Annotated in this window: 17 protein-coding genes; 14 read left to right on the forward strand and 3 right to left on the reverse strand. The window is 64.6% G+C overall.

Annotation, left to right across the window (positions count from 1 at the left end; translation table 11 throughout):
* Positions 1-7: 7 nt before the first annotated feature.
* The 9 genes from ACRARG_RS17935 (at position 8) to ACRARG_RS17975 (ending at position 9859) form a co-directional block, all read left to right on the forward strand.
* Positions 8-1081: a hypothetical protein gene (locus ACRARG_RS17935; protein WP_432691590.1), complete on the forward strand. Its 1074-nt coding sequence runs from the start codon at positions 8-10 to the stop codon at positions 1079-1081.
* Between the two features lie 79 nt (positions 1082-1160).
* Positions 1161-3122, forward strand: a complete 1962-nt coding sequence (locus tag ACRARG_RS17940) for a tripartite tricarboxylate transporter permease (protein WP_432691591.1) — start codon at positions 1161-1163, stop codon at positions 3120-3122.
* 10 nt (positions 3123-3132) lie between these two features.
* Positions 3133-3903 (forward strand): alpha/beta fold hydrolase, encoded by a 771-nt coding sequence (locus ACRARG_RS17945; RefSeq protein ID WP_432691592.1) that lies wholly within the window; start codon positions 3133-3135, stop codon positions 3901-3903.
* A gap of 29 nt (positions 3904-3932) precedes the next feature.
* Positions 3933-5102, forward strand: a complete 1170-nt coding sequence (locus ACRARG_RS17950; RefSeq protein ID WP_432691593.1) for a CaiB/BaiF CoA transferase family protein — start codon at positions 3933-3935, stop codon at positions 5100-5102.
* 457 nt (positions 5103-5559) lie between these two features.
* The gene (locus ACRARG_RS17955; RefSeq protein WP_432691594.1) at positions 5560-6102 is read left to right on the forward strand and encodes a MarR family winged helix-turn-helix transcriptional regulator; all 543 of its coding nucleotides are present in this window, start codon (positions 5560-5562) and stop codon (positions 6100-6102) included.
* Positions 6099-6623: a flavin reductase family protein gene (locus ACRARG_RS17960; RefSeq protein ID WP_432691595.1), complete on the forward strand. Its 525-nt coding sequence runs from the start codon at positions 6099-6101 to the stop codon at positions 6621-6623. The genes ACRARG_RS17955 and ACRARG_RS17960 overlap by 4 nt, the downstream gene beginning before the upstream one ends.
* Before the next feature lie 29 nt (positions 6624-6652).
* A complete protein-coding gene (locus ACRARG_RS17965) occupies positions 6653-8140 on the forward strand; it encodes a 4-hydroxyphenylacetate 3-hydroxylase family protein (protein ID WP_432691596.1) in 1488 nt (495 codons plus the stop codon).
* Positions 8141-8144: 4 nt separating this feature from the next.
* On the forward strand, positions 8145-8528 hold the full coding sequence (locus ACRARG_RS17970; protein WP_432691597.1) for a cupin: 384 nt from the start codon (positions 8145-8147) through the stop codon (positions 8526-8528).
* Complete coding sequence (locus ACRARG_RS17975; RefSeq protein ID WP_432691598.1) at positions 8528-9859, forward strand: amidase; 1332 nt, start codon at positions 8528-8530, stop codon at positions 9857-9859. The genes ACRARG_RS17970 and ACRARG_RS17975 overlap by 1 nt, the downstream gene beginning before the upstream one ends.
* A 27-nt stretch (positions 9860-9886) precedes the next feature.
* On the opposite strand, the gene ACRARG_RS17980 is transcribed toward ACRARG_RS17975, so the two are convergent.
* Positions 9887-10564, reverse strand: coding sequence for a GntR family transcriptional regulator (locus ACRARG_RS17980; protein WP_432691599.1), 678 nt, complete (start codon positions 10562-10564; stop codon positions 9887-9889).
* A gap of 342 nt (positions 10565-10906) precedes the next feature.
* Here ACRARG_RS17980 and ACRARG_RS17985 point away from each other — a divergent pair, with 342 nt between their 5' ends.
* The 5 genes from ACRARG_RS17985 (at position 10907) to ACRARG_RS18005 (ending at position 15527) form a co-directional block, all read left to right on the forward strand.
* Positions 10907-12199 (forward strand): ABC transporter substrate-binding protein, encoded by a 1293-nt coding sequence (locus ACRARG_RS17985; RefSeq protein WP_432691600.1) that lies wholly within the window; start codon positions 10907-10909, stop codon positions 12197-12199.
* A 76-nt stretch (positions 12200-12275) separates the two neighbouring features.
* Complete coding sequence (locus tag ACRARG_RS17990; protein ID WP_432691601.1) at positions 12276-13175, forward strand: branched-chain amino acid ABC transporter permease; 900 nt, start codon at positions 12276-12278, stop codon at positions 13173-13175.
* Entirely contained in the window at positions 13175-14128 is a 954-nt protein-coding gene (locus ACRARG_RS17995) for a branched-chain amino acid ABC transporter permease (protein ID WP_432691602.1), read from the forward strand. Before ACRARG_RS17990 ends, ACRARG_RS17995 begins: the two co-directional genes overlap by 1 nt.
* Positions 14125-14871, forward strand: coding sequence for an ABC transporter ATP-binding protein (locus tag ACRARG_RS18000; protein WP_432691603.1), 747 nt, complete (start codon positions 14125-14127; stop codon positions 14869-14871). Before ACRARG_RS17995 ends, ACRARG_RS18000 begins: the two co-directional genes overlap by 4 nt.
* Entirely contained in the window at positions 14871-15527 is a 657-nt protein-coding gene (locus ACRARG_RS18005; protein WP_432691604.1) for an ATP-binding cassette domain-containing protein, read from the forward strand. Before ACRARG_RS18000 ends, ACRARG_RS18005 begins: the two co-directional genes overlap by 1 nt.
* Before the next feature lie 3 nt (positions 15528-15530).
* Here ACRARG_RS18005 and ACRARG_RS18010 read toward each other — a convergent pair whose 3' ends face one another.
* Together ACRARG_RS18010 and ACRARG_RS18015 are read right to left on the reverse strand one after the other, a co-directional pair.
* Entirely contained in the window at positions 15531-17201 is a 1671-nt protein-coding gene (locus ACRARG_RS18010) for an alpha/beta hydrolase fold domain-containing protein (protein WP_432691605.1), read from the reverse strand.
* Positions 17202-17229: 28 nt separating this feature from the next.
* Positions 17230-17607 (reverse strand): ABC transporter permease subunit, encoded by a 378-nt coding sequence (locus ACRARG_RS18015; RefSeq protein WP_432691719.1) that lies wholly within the window; start codon positions 17605-17607, stop codon positions 17230-17232.
* Positions 17608-17681: the final 74 nt, after the last annotated feature.

Consider the following 17681-nt stretch of genomic DNA (forward strand, 5'->3'; position numbering starts at 1 on the left):
AAACGCCATGAATGTATTGAAGACACTCGCAGCGGGTGCGGCGATGATGGTCGCCGGGCTGAGCCCCGCGCTGGCCGAGACCAGCTATGAAGGCAAGCAGCTGACGCTGCTGATCAACTACGGCGCCGGTGGCTCCACCGATGTGGAAGGCCGGCTGATCGCCAAGCACCTGGCAAAGCATATCCCCGGCAGCCCCGACATCATCGTGCAGAACATGCCCGGCGGCGGCGGCAATATCGGGTCGAATTTCCTGGGCACTTCGGCCAAGGCGGATGGGATGACGGTGGGCTTTTTCACCTGGAACCCGATCGACCAGATCATCGAGGCGCCCGGGCTGATGATCAATTACAACGATTTCGACTTCATCGCCGGGATCTCTCAGCCGACGATCTTTTACATGCGCAAGGACGTGGCGCCGGGGGTCGAAACGCCTGAGGACCTGCTGAAGACCGAAGGGTTCAAGGCGGGCACACTGTCGCCGACCATCCACCAGACAATCCGGACACGTCTGGCGCTCGACCTGCTGGAAATTCCGTTTACGCTGGTCTCGGGCTATAAGGGGCTGAACGATGTCGCCACGGCGGTTCTTCAGGACGAAGTGCAGCTGTCCAACGGATCGCTGACGAGCTATTCGTCGTCGATCATTCCGATGCTGATCGAGCCCGAAGTCGCGACGCCGCTGTTCCACTTCGATGTCGAGAAGGACGGTGAATTTGCCGCGGATCCGCTGCTGGACCAGTACAACACCGCGACGTTCCTGGATCTCTACCATGCCAAGTTCGGTGAGGAGACCATGCCGTCGGGCGAGAATTGGGAAGCCCTGCGTCTGATCAACAACATCATGGAAGCGATGTACCGGTCGGTATTCATGCCGCCGAATTCGCCCGATGATGCGGTCGAGATCATGCGCACGGCCTTTTCCGAACTGTCGACGGATGAAGAGTTCCTGGCCGACTATGAAAAGACCGTTGGTATTCCGCCGCGCATGACCGTGGGCGATGCCGGTCAGGCGATCATCAACGAGCTGGGCGATCTGACGCCGGAGTTCGTCGAAGGTTTCACGGCTTACGTGAATCAGTAATTCTGGCTCGCAACAAATTCCGGGCGCGCTGCCTATGGTGGCGCGCCTGACGGTTTAAGACCCAGCAAGGAGATTTGGGATGCTCGAGCAGGCAATGGCGGGTGCGGCACAGCTGCTTGTGTGGCCTGCAATCGGATTTCTGTTCCTGGGAATTCTTATCGGCATCTTCTTTGGGGTGATCCCCGGTCTGTCCGGACTGAACGGCATGGCGATCCTGCTGCCCTTCACCTTCACGATGGAGACGGTGCCGGCGCTGTGTTTCCTGCTGGGCATGTATGCCGTCACCTCGACCGCCGATACGATATCGTCAGTCTTGTTAGGCATACCCGGGACAGCCGCGTCACAGGCCACCGTGCTGGACGGCCACCCGATGGCCAAACGCGGCGAGGCGGAGCGCGCCTTTGGCGCGGCCTTTACCGTTTCTGCCGTCGGCGGTGTACTGGGGGCCATTGCTGTGGTGGTGTCGATCCCGATCCTGCAGCCGATCATCCTCGCCTTTTCGCAGCCGGAATTCTTCATGCTGGGCGTCGTTGGCCTGACCATGGTCGGCGCGCTGAGCGGCGGCTCGGTTACCAAGGGCATCGCGGCGGCCGCGCTTGGCACGCTGATCGCCTGCGTGGGCTATGGCCAGCAGGTGGCAATCCCGCGCTACTGGTTCGACGTGCTCTACCTGATCGACGGGCTGCCGCTGATGCCCGTGGTGCTGGGGCTTTTCGCCATTCCCGAACTGCTGGACCTGATGAAGGGCAAGGGCGGGATTTCCGACGTCTCCTCCGCACCCGGGGAGGGCAGCGGTTTGATGCAGGGCGTGCGCGATGCGGTGCAGAACTGGTGGCTGACGCTGCGCTGTTCGATCCTGGGCGTCTATATCGGGCTGTTGCCGGGTCTGGGCGCGGGGATTGCCGACTGGGTGGCCTATGGCCATGCGGTGCAGACCACGCGCAAGGATCCGAAATTCGGCCAGGGCGACGTGCGCGGCGTGATCGCGCCGGAGGCCGCGAACAACGCCGTCAAGGGCGGGGCGCTGGTGCCGACCATCGCCTTCGGTATCCCGGGCAGCCCGCCGATGGCGCTGCTGCTGGGCGGCTTCCTGATCCAGGGGGTGGCGCCCGGTCCGTCGATGCTGACGACAAACCTGTCGCTGACCTTCAGCCTGATCTGGACGCTGGTGATCGCCAATGTCGCGGCGGCGGTACTGCTCTTTGCGCTGTCGAAATACATTTCCCGCCTGATCTTTATCCCGGCGCTGCTGCTGGTGCCTGCCGTCACCGTCTTTACCCTGATGGGGTCGTGGATGAGCACCTTCCAGCTGGGCGACTGGATCGCACTCTTTGGCGCTGGCGCGCTTGGTGTCGCGATGAAGCGGGCGGGCTGGCCACGGCCGCCGCTGATCCTGGGCTTCATCATTGCGCCGATCCTTGAGAATGCCTTTCACATCTCTCGTCAGTCCTACGGCTATGCCTGGCTGGGACGTCCGATCGTGCTGATCCTGCTGGCCGTAGCGGTTCTGACCATCGTTCTGTCCATTCGGAAATCGTCGAAGCAGGCGAAGCTCGACAAAGCCGATCCGGTGCAGGCGGCCGAGGCGCTGTCGATGGCCGAGCTGGCCGGGTCGGCCCGGTTCGGCGCGGTGTTTTCCGTCATCATGGTCGGCGTCTTTGGCTTTGCGATCTGGGCGGCGCGGGACTGGCCCGGTGCGCTGGCGGCCTTCCCGGTGGCCATGGCGGTCCCCGGGTTGATCTGTGTGGTGCTGGCCGGGGTCGCCGACTGGCGGCGGCGGCATCTGGATGAACATCAGTCCGACCCTTTTGCAGTCTGGCCGTTGATTGAATTCTGTCTGTGGATGCTGGGGATCGTGCTGCTGACGATGGCCGTGGGCCAGATGATCGCGCTGCCGGTGTTTACGCTGGTCTTCCTGCTGATCAAGGCGCGGGCCAAGCCGCTGTTGGCGGCGGGATATACGGCCGGGGTCGCGCTGCTGCTCTGGGGGGTGTTCGACCAGATCATCAACGTGGCCTGGTATCCGTCCTGGCTATCGTGAGGAGAGTGTCATGAGCTACCCAGTTCGGAATGATGGCGGGCAGAGCTGGCGCGAGGCCGGATCGGGCGATCCGCTGGTGCTGGTCCACGGGATCGGCGGGACGACGGCGAACTGGCTGCCGGTGATCGGACCTCTGGCCGGGGCGCATCACGTCCATGCCTGGGCCTTTCCCGGCTATGAAGGCGCGCGGGCCCTGCCGATGGAGGCCCCCATGGCCGAGGATTACGCCGACCGGCTGCTTGCCTTTCTGGACGCGCGCGGCATCGGGCAGGCGCATGTGGTCGGCCATTCGCTGGGTGCGATTGTCGTGGCCGCGCTGGCGCGGATGGCGCCGGACCGGGTGACACGGGCGAGTTATGTCTGCCCGGTGATCGGGGCGGGCCATCTGCCGCTGGAGCAGCGGTCGCAGATGCGGCAGGGCCGTGTGAGCGAGATCACAGGGGACGGCATGGCGGCCTTTGCGGAGGCGCGGACCGGGTCGATCATCGGCCCCTCGGCCAGCCCGGAACAGGTGGCAGAGATCATCGCGACCATGGCGGGCATCCCGGCGGCGGCCTATCTTCAGGCGTGGGAGATGCTCTGCGGCTCCTCGATCCTGCCGATGCTGGTGCCTGGTGCGGCGCAGGTGGCGGGGGGCGATGTCGATCCGGTGGCGCCCGTGGCGGCCGTCACCCAGATGGCCGAGGCGCTGTCGGTCGATCCGGTGTTCTGGCCCGGCATCGGTCATTTCCCCACCCATGAGGCGCGCGACGCGCTTCTCGCATTCATCCGCCGCGCCTGACCGGCCCGGCAACCGAAGGAGACCTGAACATGTCCGCTCCGCTCAAGGGATTTCGTGTGGTTGAGCTCTCGACCATGATCACCGCGCCACTGGCCGGGATGATGCTGGCCGATATGGGCGCGGAGGTCGTGAAGGTCGAACGCCCGGACGGCGGCGATCCGTTCCGCAGTTTCCGGGGTGGCCAGTACAGCCCGCATTTCTGCTCCTACAACCGCAACAAGCGGTCGGTGGCGCTGGATCTGCAGGGCGACGACGGGAAGGCGGCGCTGACGAAGCTGATCGAAGGTGCGGATGTGCTGCTGGACAATTTCCGCCCCGGCGTGCTGGACCGGCTGGGCTTTTCCGACGCGCGCCTGATGGAGCTGAACCCAAAGCTGGTGCGCTGTTCGATCAGCGGCTTCGGCACGGATGGCCCCTATGCGCAGCGCCCGGCCTATGACGCGGTGGCACAGGCGATTGCGGGGATGTCGAGCCTCTTTGTCGATCCCGATGCGCCGGCGCTGTCGGGACCCACTATTTCGGACAATGTGACGGGCATCTACGCGGCCTATGGCATCCTCTCGGCCCTGCTTGAGCGGGAACGCGGCGGCCCGGCGCGGCGGGTTGAGATCAATATGCTGGAGGCGACCATGGCCTTCATGCCCGACCCGTTTGGCTATTACACCCAGATGGGGATGCAGAATGACCCCTACCTGCGGGTGCGGACCTCGCAATCCTATGTGTTCCGCTGTTCCGACGGGCGGCTGGTCAATGTGCACATGTCCTCGCAGGAGAAGTTCTGGAAGGGCTTCCTCGCCGCGATCGACCGGCCCGAGCTGGCCACCGACCCGCGCTTTGCCGAACGGGCCGCGCGGATCGAGAATTACTTTGACCTGAGCCGGGAGGCGGCGGGGAGCTTTGCGCAGCATCCGCTGGACTACTGGCAGGAGAAGCTGGCCGCGTCCGACGTGCCCTTTGCCACCGTCAACAAGGTGGAAGAGGTTTTTGATGATCCACAGGTGCAGCACCTGAAATCCTTCATGGATCTGGAGCACCCCTCCGAGGGGACGGTGCGTGCGGTGCGCAACCCGGTCTGGATCGACGGATCGCGGGAGGCGTTGCCGCAGGTCGCGCCGCCGGTGCTGGGCCAGCATACGGCAGAGGTGCTGGCAGAGCTTGGGTTGACGAATAAGGCGGAGGATACCGCCGGGGCGGACTGAGGCGCTAGCCTCGGGTCGTCTGAAAAGAAGACCGACCTCCCGCGGCTTTCGGGCCGCGGGATTTTTTGTGGGTGAGTCGGGGTATTGGCCGCTTTGCGGACCAAAATGACCCCCTTCTCCGACTATAGCGCCGGTCATCATTCGTGACTGGCGCGGGGCGACCAGCCCCGGGCCGCGCCCGACCCTCCCCCGGGAGGGCGCATTTGCGATGTCACTTGCCGCACAGCCATCGCCCCATGCTTTTGAGATAAAACGCTGACCACGGGCGGAGCGGGGCGCCCTCCCAGGGTCGGGCGCAGCCCTCCGTCCGACTGGGTGCTGTGGAGCCGTCTTCCGATGCCCGGATCTTCAGCACCTCTCCGCCTCTCTGTGAAAATCCTGTGAAATATCATTGACGACTTAATTAAGTTACTTCACGATCTGACCCAAGCGTCCCGAAAGGCCGCATGGAGTGATGATGACCGACAGCTCGATCAATACGCGACTGACCGTCAGCCGGGAGGCCTTGTTGCAGGATGGCAGCGATGCCGCCTTTCGCCAGATGCTGCATAACCTGCTGGCCTTCTCGGCGCGGCTGCAGCAGGTGCGGGGCCAGTTCGCTGCCTATATCGGGCTGAGCGGGCCGCAATACACGATCCTGATCACGGTCCGGCAGTTGCAGGGCGAAGACGGGATCGGCGCCAATGCCGTGGCCACCCATCTGTCGCATTCCCCGGCCTTCGTCACGGCGGAGACCAACAAGATGGTCAGGCTGGGCGTGCTGGACAAACGCCCCAATCCCGAAGACGGGCGGCGCGTGCTGCTGACCGTCACGGCAAAGGGGGAGGAGCTGCTCAACAGCCTCGCGCCGCTGCAGCAGGAGATCAACGACCAGCTTTTCGACCCGGTCACTGCAGAGAATTTCGACATCCTGCGCGGGCTGGCCCGCGATCTGAACCTGAGCGCCGAAAAGGCCGTGCTGCTGTCCGACTACCTGCTGCGCAGCGAGGATGAGGCATGAGCCTGTCGGTCGAGGAACAGAAGGCGCTGCGCGGAACGCTGGGACAGTTCCCCACCGGTGTCTGCCTGATCACCTGTGCCGTCGGCGGGGAGAAGCTGGGGATGACGATGACCTCGTTCAACTCCCTCTCGCTGACGCCGCCGCTGATCCTGTTTTCCATCGACAAGCGGGCGCGCAGCCTGCCGCAGTGGGAAAAGGCGGAAGGGTATGCCGTGCATGTCCTGTCCTCCACCCAGCAGGACCTGTCGAACCGCTTTGCCCGGCCGGGCGACAAATGGGCGGGGGTGCCGCATGGCACCGGCCTGCATGACGCGCCGGTCCTGCCGGGGGTTACCGCGCTGATGGAATGCCGCGCCTTCCGGGTGGAAGACGCGGGCGACCACCTGCTTTTCATCGCTGAGGTCGAAAGACACAGCGCCGATCCTGACCGCGATCCGCTGGTCTTTGCGCGCGGCCGCTACGCCGCGCTGGAGACCGGGGAACGCGCCGATACCGGCTGGCCACTGGCCATCCACTACTGACCGCATACCGAGACCGAAGGGAGTACAAGATGCTCAAGACCGGACAGAACTACCTCGAAAGCCTGCGCGACGGGCGCCAGATCTACATCGACGGACAGCTGGTGGAGGATGTGACAACCCATCCCGCCTTTACCAATGTCGTGCATTCCATGGCGAAGATTTACGACTTCCAGTCCGCGCCGGAAAACCGGGAGCTGATGACCTATGAGATCCCCGGATCGGGTGGCGAGCGTGCCAACCGGATCTGGCAGCTGCCCACATCGCATGCGGAGCTGGTGGAACGGCGGAAGGCGCTGGAGGCCTGGACCGAACTGCACGGTGGGTTTCTGGGGCGCGCGCCTGACCATGTCGCCTCCTGTATCGCGGGGATGTACATGGGGATCGAGGCGTTTGAGGCACATGATCCCGACCGCGCCACGGCCCTGTCGACCTACTATAAATACGCGCGGGATAACGAGCTTTACCTCACCTATGTCATCATCAACCCGCAGGCGGACCGGTCGAAGAAGGCCGATGAGCAGGCCGATCCCTTCCTGACCGCCGGTGTCGTCGCGCAGGATGACGAGGGGCTGACGATCCGCGGCGCCAAGATGCTGGCCACGGGCGGCATCATGGCCAACGAGGTCTTTGTGACCTGCATTCAGCCGCTGCGTGAGGGCGAAGAGCCCTATGCCGTCTCCTTCGCCATTCCGATGAATGCCGAGGGGCTGAAGATCCTGTCGCGGAAATCCTACGAGGCCGCCGCCACCAGCACCTTCGACAACCCGCTGGCCAGCCGTTTCGACGAAAACGACGCGGTGCTCTATTTCGACGATGTGAAGGTGCCGTGGGACCGGGTGTTCATCAATCAGGACACCGAGATGTGCAACAAGCAGTTCCACGCGACGCCTGCGCATGTCTACCAGAACTATCAGGCGCAGGTACGTCTGATGGTGAAGATGCGCTTCCTGATGGGGATCGCCCGCAAGACCGCCGAGACCAACGGCGTGATCGGCTTCCCGCAGGTGCGGGAGACGCTGGGCCAGCTGGCCGCGCAATGCGCCATGGTCGACAGCCTTGTCCATGCGATGGAGATCAAGGGCGGTATGCGGGGCGAGTATTTCATCCCCGACCGTCATACGCTCTATGCCGCGCAGGTGCTGACGCAGCAGCTCTATTCCACCGTGATGACGACGCTGCGCGATCTGGCCGGGGGCGGGATGATCATGCTGCCATCCTCCGTCGTGGATTTCGCCAATCCGGAGATGGCGAAGCTGATCGGCAAGACCCAGCAATCGCCCACCACCACCTCCGAAGGCCGCGTGAAGTTCTTCAAGCTGGCCTGGGATGCGGTCGGGTCTGAATTCGCCTCGCGCCACACGCAGTACGAGATGTTCTACGCGGGCGCGACCTTTGTCACCAAGGGCCATTCCTTCCGGACCTTCGACTGGGACCGGTGCACCGGCCTCGTCGACCGGATGCTCGACAGCTACTCGCTGGAGAGCGAGCTGGCCCAGATCAAAACTGCAGCGGAGTAAGCAGATGCCCATCAACAAGGAACACAAGGAATTCCATACGCTCGATATGGATGCGGGTTGGGAAACGCCGCCGGGATATCCGGCGGGCATCCAGCAGAAGATCATCTCCGGCGCGCTGGACGAAGAGGGCAAGACCGGCCACCGGACCCGCCTGCTGCGGTTCGAACCGGGCGTCTATACCACCGCGCCCTTCGTGCATGAGTACTGGGAAGAGGTCTATCAGCTGACCGGCGACCTGATCGTCGGCAATGACGAGAATGGCGAGGGCGGCGAGAGCTTTCCGCCCAACACCTATGCCTGCCGTCCGCCGGGGGCCTATCACGGGCCGTTCAAATCCGTCGGCGGCTGCATCCTGATGGAAATCCACTACTTCGAAGAGAAAGCCTGATGGACAGCGTCCCCTCCCTTCTGGAGCAGATGGGCTCCGGTGAGACCTCGAGCCTTGCCCTGACCTCTGCCTGCATCGACCGTATCCTCGATCCGGAGGGGCAGGGGGCGACCGTCTTTACCATGATCGATCCGGAGCGCAGCTTTGCGCAGGCCCGTCGCGCCGATGCGGCGCGGGCGGCCGGGGCGGCGGGATCGCCGCTGGCCGGTGTGCCGGTCTCGGTCAAAGTGCTGTTCGATCTGCAGGGCCGGGTGACCCATGCCGGGTCAAAGGTTCTGGCCGGGGCCGCGCCTGCGGCGACGGATGCCACGGTGGTCAAACGGCTGCGGGAGGCCGGGGCGGTGATCACCGGCCATACCAATATGACAGAATTCGCCTATTCCGGGCTGGGGCTGAACCCGCATTACGGCACGCCCGCGAACCCGGTCGATCCGGCGCGGATCCCCGGCGGGTCCTCCTCCGGCGCGGCGGTGTCGGTGGCCACGGGGATGAGCGCCGTAGGTCTGGGCACGGATACCGGCGGGTCCTGCCGGATCCCCGCGGCCTTCTGCGGGCTGACCGGCTGGAAGCCGACGGCGCGGCGGGTCGATATGGCGGGCACCTATCCCCTGTCCGGATCGCTCGATTCCATCGGCGGGATGGGCCAGACGGTTGCCTGCGTCGAGGCGCTGGACCGCGTGATCGCGGATGAGAGCTATGATCCGGTTGCGGTGCCCGACCTGTCGGAGCTGCATTTTGCCGTTCTTGAGAATTACGTGCTGGAGGGGCTGAGCCCGCTGGTCGCCGCCACCTTTGAGGCGGAAGTTGCCGCGCTGGAAAAGGCGGGCGTCCGGATCAGCCGGGTCACGCTGCCCTTCCTTGACGATCTGCCGGGGCTGAACGCGCGCGGCGGGATCATCGCGGCAGAGGCGCTGGCGCTGCACCGCGACCTGCTGGCCACCTCCGAGGCGGGCTATGACCCCCGCGTTTCGGTCCGCATCCGCAAGGGCGAGACGCAGGAGCCCGGTGAATACGAGGCGCTGCTGGCGGCGCGGACCGGGATGATCGGCACGGCGGACGAGATCACGCGCGATTATGACGCTCTGATCATGCCGACCGTCGCCATGGAGGCGCCGACGCTGGCGGAGATGCAGGACGAGGCCGCCTTTGGCACCGCAAACCTGCTGGCGCTGCGCAATACGACGGTGGCAAATATGCTGGACCGCTGCGCGATCAGCCTGCCGATGCGCTCGGCCGGGCTGCCCGCCGGGCTGATGCTGATGGGCGAGACGATGGATGACGCGCGGCTCTTCGCCATGGCGAAAAGCGTCGAGCGGATGCTGCGGGGCTGAGGGATGCGGCTTGCCCCGGCATATCCCCTATCGGCGCATGACGCGGTCGACGATATTGCTCTGGAAGGCGGCGATGTGAAGGCGCACGGCTTCCTCGGCGGCATCGGCATCGTGTTTGGCCAGAGCCTCCACGATATCGGTATGCTGTTCGACGACGCGGTCGTTCTGGTCCGGAACCTGCAGCGACAGGGTCCAGAACCGCAGGGACCGGTCGTGCAGGTTGCCCAGAAGTTCCGACAGGATGTCATTGCCGGCGGCCTGGCTGATCAGGGCGTGAAAGGCGCTGTCGAGCGCGATCAGCTGGTCGATGTCGCGGGCCGCAGCGGCCTTGCGCATCGTTTTCAGGTTATCCTCCAGCGCCTTCACCTGCTTTTCGGTGATCCGTTCAGAGGCCCAGCGGGCGGCGCGGCATTCGTTCAGCATGCGCACCTCGATGATCTGCACGAGGTCTTCCAGCGAGACGGGGCTGACGACGACACCCTTGCGCGGCATGACCTCGACCAGACCGTCGAGCATCAGCCGGTCGACGGCCTGAATGACAGGCGTCCGGCCAAGTCCCATATCATCGGCGAGGCCCGCGACGGTGACCGCCTCGCCGGGTTTGAGCTCAAGGCTGAGGATGCGCTTTTTCAGCGTGTCATAGGCCTGCCCGCGCAGGGACACCCGTTTGCCGCTCACGGCTGAGGATTTTGATATGCTGCTCATCTGCCCCGAAATTAACCATACGTGTGAAGTTTCAGGACCAATATGTGCCCTCCGGCGGCTACATAATGCAAGTCGTGCGGCGCGCCTAGCCCCCGATCGGGACAGAGTGACGCGCTTTGGCGACATGAGGCGGGGGCGCAGCGCCCGAGTGCAATCAAAACGGATGTCTGGTTTTCAGGCAGATCACCGGGCCAGGTGTTCGTCGCCCGTTTTGAAGCAGCCTCAGAGCTTGACAGCGCAGAGATTTGCTTCGCACTGTAAAATATCACAAGAATTTCAGATGGCATTCAGAACCGTCGGAATACCCGAAACCTCCCGACCACTTCTTAAAAGGGGACCCCTATGAACCTACCTCTCTTCTCCAGAAAAACCGCCACGGCGCTGGCCCTGATCGCGGCTGCGACCGGTGCCATGGCGCAGGACAAGCCCGAGAGCCTCGACCTCGGTGTCTTCACCTTCATGTCCGGCCCGGCGGCTGCCTATGGTATGCCCGGCAAGCAGGGCGCCGAGGTGATGATCGAAAAGATCAATGCCGAGGGTGGCATCGGCGGCGTGCCGATTGAGGCGACCTTTGTCGACGAGGCGCAGGGCGCGGAGGGCGTGATCTCTGAATACCGCCGTCTGGCCGAGGGCGAGGCCGAGTTCATGATCGCCGCGCTGTCTTCGGGCAACTGCCTTGCGCTGGCGCCGATTGCTGATCAGCTGAAGATGCCGACCATCGGCTGGAACTGCGATACGCATCAGCTGTTCAAGGAACCGCACGACTATTACTACCGCCCGAATGGCAACACGATTGCCGAATTCATGGCCTATACGCTTTATTTCCTGAAGCAGAACCCGGACATCAAGCGCGTCGCGATCATCAACCCGGATTACTCCTTCGGGCATGACGCGGCGGAGATCGTGAAGGCGACGCTCGCCACCATGAAGCCCGATGTGGAGATTGTCGCGGAGCTGTTCCCCAAGATGGGGTCGGCCACCTACCAGACGGAGATTTCGCGTCTCGCCGCAACCCGGCCCGAGGTGATCTTCTCCAACCTCTGGGGCGGCGATCTTGAGAACTTCATCCGTCAGGCCGCGCCGCGTGGCATCTTCAAGCAGAGCCAGGCCGTTCTGGCGCTTGGCGAGGCGGTGCTGCAGCGCTCCGACCTGCCGGAAGGTGTGGTTGTCGGCGTGCTGGGTGACGGCTGGTGGCGGTCGCCCGATGCCGAAAGCATTGGCATGGCGTCGGACTTTGCCACCGCCTATGCGGAGAAGTTCGGCGAGGATCCGGTTTTTCCGGCGATCAAGATGGCCAACAGCTTCCTCGTGATGAAGGCGGGCTATGAAAAGGCGATGGCCGACAATGGCGGCGCCTGGCCGACCGAGGAGCAGGTGATCGCGGCGCTGAAGGGCCTGACCACCCAGACCCTGACCGGCGAGATGACCTTCCGCGAGGATAACGACGGCATCGTCGATCAAGTTGTCGGCATGACCACGATGGTCGAGGGCATCGATTACCCGGTGCTGGGCAATATGGTGCGCTATGATGGCGAGGCCTTGCTGCCGCCGATGGGTGAGGATCCGCTGGCCTGGATCGGGTCGCTGACGCCCGAATTCCTTGACACGCTGCCGGAACCGGGCAGCTACGAATAAAGACCGACGATGCCGGTCCCCTGCGGGGGGCCGGCCCCACGACGCGGCCCCCGGGCCGCCAAAGACCGGACCTGTCATGTTGATGGTTTTCATCCCCCTGATCGTGGACGCGCTGGCGAATGCGGCCCTGATCTTCTTTGTCGCCGTAGGGCTGACGCTTGTCTTCAGCGTGCTGCGGATTCTCAATGTCGCGCATGGCAGTTTCTATTCGATCGGCGCCTATCTGGCGGCGAGCGCCGGGCTCTGGATCGTGTCCGCGGGCGCGCCGGGCTGGCTGACCTTTCCGACCCTGCTGGTCTCTGCCATTATCGTGGCGATGATCTTTGGCCCGCTGGTCGAACGCACGCTGATCCGCTGGACCTATGGCAAGAGCGAGGCGGTGCAGGTGCTGGTCACCTTCGCCCTGTTCCTGATCCTCGAAGACCTGCAACGCATGGTCTTTGGCGTGCAGTCCGTCTATCAGGACACGCCGATGACGCTGCTCGGCGTGGTCGAGATCGGCGGGATCGTCTACCTGACCTATCAGCTGCTGCTGATCGCGCTGGCGGTGCTGACGCTGATCGCGCTGAAGGTCTTCATCTCCTATTCCCGGACCGGCAAGCTGCTGTCGGCCGTGGTGGCGGATCGCGAGGTGTCGCAGGCCATGGGCATCGACACCAGCCGCATGTTTGTCACCGCCTTTACCATCGGGGTTTTCCTCGCGGCACTCGGCGGCGCGTTGGCGACGCCCACATCCGGCGTCAGCCCGGGGCTGGGGGCCGACACCATGGTGCTGGCCTTTGCCGTCGCCGCCATCGGCGGGCTGGGGCAGGTCGAGGGCGCGGCGATTGCCGCGATCATCGTGGCCTTTGCCAAGGTGCTGGCGATCTATTTTGCGCCTGCGCTGGATGCGGTCGCGCCCTATCTCGTCATGCTCGTCGTGCTGATGATCCGCCCCTACGGGTTGTTCGGCCGCGAAACGGCACGGAGGGTCTGATGCCGAAACTCACGCTATTCCTCGCGGCGGGCGTCGCGGTGCTGGCCGTCGTGCCCGTGCTGTTCCCGTTCACCCAGTTCGTCCTGACCATCGCCATTGCCAAGGGCTTTGCCGCGCTTGGGGTGGCCCTGCTGCTCAGGGCCGGGCTGATCTCTCTCGGTCATGCGATGTTCTACGCCATCGGAGCCTATGGCGCGGCCTTCCTCGCCTCCAAGATGGGGATCACGGATATCCTTGCCATCTTTGTCTTCTCCATCGCCGTCTCGGCGCTGTCGGGGCTGATTGTGGGGCTGTTTCTCGTGCGCTACCGGGCGATCTTTTTCGCGATGCTCAATCTCGCCGTGTCGATGGTGGCCTATGCGCTGGCGTCCAAGGCCTACGGGATCACGGGCGGCACCGACGGGCTGCGCGTGCCCGTGCCCACCCTGCTGGGGATGGAGCTGGAGAAGGCCCGGTTCGATGTCATCCTCTATTATATGGCGCTGGTGCTGATGGTCGTCGTGGGCGTGCTGGTCTACCGCTACCTGCGCAGCCCGCTGGGCCATGCGCTGTCGGCCGTACACAGCAATGAGATCCGGCTGGAATATCTGGGCGTCTCGGCCCGGGCGACCTTGCTGGTGGCCTATGTGATCTCGGCCACGCTGGCGGGGATCGGCGGGGCGATTGCCGCGACCTCCATCGGGCATGTGCTGCCCGAATATGCCTTCTGGACGGAATCCGGCCATCTGGTGCTGACCGCCGTTCTGGGCGGGGTGGCCGGGATCACCGGGCCCTTCCTCGGCTCGATCTTCCTGGAGCTCGTGCATACCGTCGCCGTGGGCTATGCGGCGGAGGCCTGGAACATGATCATCGGCATCGCGATGCTGGTGGTGATCTTCTTCCTGCCGCGCGGGCTCTTCGGGCTGGTCGAGCGGCTGACCGGAACCCGCCAGAAAGGGGAGGCCGAGCTGTGAGCACACCGCTTCTGATCGCCCGCGACCTTGAGGTCGCTTTTGGCGGGGTCAAGGCCGCCGACGGGGTCAACCTGACCATCAACGAGGGCGAGTTCGTCGCCATCATCGGCCCGAACGGGTCCGGCAAGACGACCTTCCTCAACCTCTGCACGGGCTATGTGCGGCCGGTTGCGGGGGAGGTTCTGCTGAAGGACATGCCGATTACCTCGCTGCCGCCGCGACGGATCGCGCGGCAGGGGATCGCGCGGGCCTTCCAGATCCCGCAGCTGTTCACGGACCAGACGGTGCTGGAGAACGTAATGCTGGCCATCGCCGCACAGCGCGGCATCTGGCAGGCGCTCAATCCGCTGGACCGGCCCGACTACCGCCGGGAGGGGATGGAGCTGCTGGAGCTGCTGAAGCTGGCCGATCATGCCGATACGCTGGCCGGCGCCCTGCCGGAAGGGCTGCGCAAACTGGCCGATGTGACCGTGGCCATGGCGCTGAAACCGCGGCTTCTGCTGCTGGACGAACCGACAAGCGGTGTGTCGGCGCTGGAGCGTTTCCCACTGATGGAGACGCTGATGACGGCGATGCGCAGCCGGGGGATGACCGCGCTATTTGTCGAGCACGACATGGAGATCGTGGAGAAATATGCCGATCGCGTCGTGGTCTGGGACAGCGGTCAGGTGCTGGCCGAGGGCCGCGCCGATGTGGTGATGAAGGACCCGCGCGTTCTGGAACGCGTGGTGGGGGTGGCATAATGCTGGTGATCGACAATCTTTCGGTGGATATCGCCGGCGTGCAGGTGCTGCGCGAGCTGAGTTTCGAGCTGAAGGCCGGGGTCTGCACCGTGCTGGTCGGCCGCAATGGCGCGGGCAAGACGACGACGCTGCGGTCGATCATGGGCCTGCTGCCGCGTCAGTCGGGCCGGATCGTTCTGGGCGGGCGGGAGATTCAGGACAGCCCCAGCCACGACCGGGCCAGGGACGGGATCGGCTATGCGCCGGAGGACCGGCGGCTGATCGGTCATTTCAGCATCGAGGACAATATCCTGCTGCCTGCCGTGGCCCTGAAAATGCCCCGCGAGGAGCGCGAGGCGCGGCTGGCGCAGGTCTATGACTTCATGCCCGAACTGGTGAAACTGAAGGCGCGGCCGGGTGGCGGTGTCTCCGGCGGGCAGGGCAAGATGGTGGCGCTTGGCCGGGCGCTGATGGTGGCGGACAAGGTGCTGTTTCTGGACGAGCCGTTTCAGGGCCTCGCCCCGGCACTGGCGCTGGATTATGCCCGCACGCTGGCCCGGCTGCGCGATGCGCGGCCGGAGCTCTGCATGATGGTCACGGAATCCTCGCCAAAGCTGCTGGACGCCATCGCCGATGAGACGCTGATGATCGAGCGCGGGGCGGTGACGCGGCAGTAAGGCTCAGGTGGCGGTCTCGCGCAGCCAGTCGCAGATCGCCTGCAGCCGCGCCCCGGCCTCGTCACAATATTCCAGCGCCCGCAGATACCCGTGGATGAGACCCGTGCCGGGATCGAAGGCGACCGGAACCCCGGCCGCTTTCAGCGCATCGGCATAAAGCGTCCCGCTGTCGCGCAGCGGGTCGTATTGCGCGGTGGCCACAAAGGCCGGCGCAAGACCGGCATGGTCTTTTGCCACCAGAGGCGCAAGCGACGGGTCAGAGGCCCGAAGCGCCTCATCGGGGCAATACCACTCCTCCGCCTGCCGGAGCGCCGCGAGCTTTAGAAGCGGGCCTTCGGCGTTTTCCTGACAGGAGGGGCGGGTCCGGTCGAAATCGCACAGCGGCGTGATCAGCAGCTGCGCCCGCAGCTTGACCCCGATGTCGCGGGCGCGGATCGCCAGCGCTGCGGCCAGATTGCCACCGGCGCTGTCGCCGCCGACGCTGATGCGCGCGGGGTCGATATTCAGCATCCCGGCCTCCCGCAGGGCCCAGTCGAGCACGCCGCAGCACTGGTTGAAGGCCGCGGGGTAGGGGCTCTCCGGCGCCAGATCGTAATCAACAGAGATGACGGTCAGACCGGACCAGGCCGCGATCCGGGCCGTGATATCCCAATGCGTTTCCGGGCTGCCCTGTATCCAGGCGCCGCCATGCATGTAGATCATCGCCGGGCCGGGGCCCGCCGCCACCGGCCTGAAAATGCGGACCCGGACCGGCCCGCCGGGGGTTTCGATCCAGTGCTCTTCATCCGTTTCTACTCCGGCGGGCGTCGGCATCCGCATGTCCCGGGCGATGGATTCAAAGCGCATCCGCCGGTCCTCTCCCGTCGCATCGGGCGGCAGACCGGCCCATTTGCCGTCCCAGACTTCAAGAAACCGGAAAATATCGGGATGGATGGCCCGGTCGCTCGGGCGGGTGTCTGCCGGCGCGCGCTGCGGCCCCTCCTCCAGCCCGACGCCACCGCGCAGGACAAACCGGACGATCATGTCCCCGACATGCCGGCGCAGCTTCTGCTGTCCCATCTCGCCAAACAGATCTTCCCCGAAGATCAGCGAAAAGGTCGAGCGGTTGGAGACGTTGAAATAGCACATGGCCGAGATGTGCCAGTGCAGCTCCAGCGCGGTCAGGCCGCGCCGGAACAGGCCCTGCTGACAGCCACGGCGATAGATATCTTCAAGGTGGCGGATGGCGGAGGAGTTCTTGGCCGCGATCTGGTGCGAGCGCGACATATGCCGTGCCTCGTGCACATTCTCGATCATCACGATCCGGATGAAATCGGTGTTGCGGCGATGGTGGTCAAAGGTGACCTCTGCCAGCTGGCGCAGCGCCTCGATCGGCGGCACCCCGGCCAGGTCGAGCGCATCCTCCGACATCCTGATCTTGCGATAGGCGTCTTCCAGAACCGCGCGGTAGAGCCCTTCCTTGTCGCCGTAATAGTAATAGATCATCCGTTTGGACGTGGCGGTGCGGCGCGCGATCTCGTCGACACGTGCACCGGAGAACCCATCCTCGGCAAAAACGCGGCGTGCCACGTCGAGGATATTCGCCTGGACGGCATCGGGGTCCTGTTTCCAGTTCCGGCGGGTCGCATCGCCGCCGGGCGCCTCCGACCCCGGCTGGCCGCTGGTCTGCCCCATACTCTGCCCTTTCCTGTTCCCCTTGTTCTCATGGTCTGTCCCGCCCTGGAACGACAGGCGTCGGTTCAGATCCCAGTCGACAATGAACCGCAGGGTTACATATTAACGCCAAATTTAACCGAAATGAAAAGGTTTTGCGGCCACCAACGACCACAGCGGTCACCGGCAAGAGCGTAATGTCCGTGCCTGACTGGGGGTCGCCGCTGCCGATGCGCGCGGTAACAATCAGGCCGGCAATTGCCGACATCAGGCCACAGAACATATAGGCCCCGAACCGGATCCGGTTGATCGGATCACCGGCGACAAAGGCCGCGCCCCGGTCGGACCCCGTGGCGACACCGGAATAAGGACGGCCAGTACACAGTGCATGAGGCCAAGTGGCGGGCCGCTGACGATCAGGAAGGATGCACTGGCGGTCGACAGGCTGATGGTCGGTCCCCCAGCATGATGACCGCGAACTGCCCCATGGAGACGATCACA

It is taken from the genome of Pseudooceanicola profundi (genome assembly GCF_050897955.1).
Lineage (GTDB): Bacteria > Pseudomonadota > Alphaproteobacteria > Rhodobacterales > Rhodobacteraceae > Pseudooceanicola.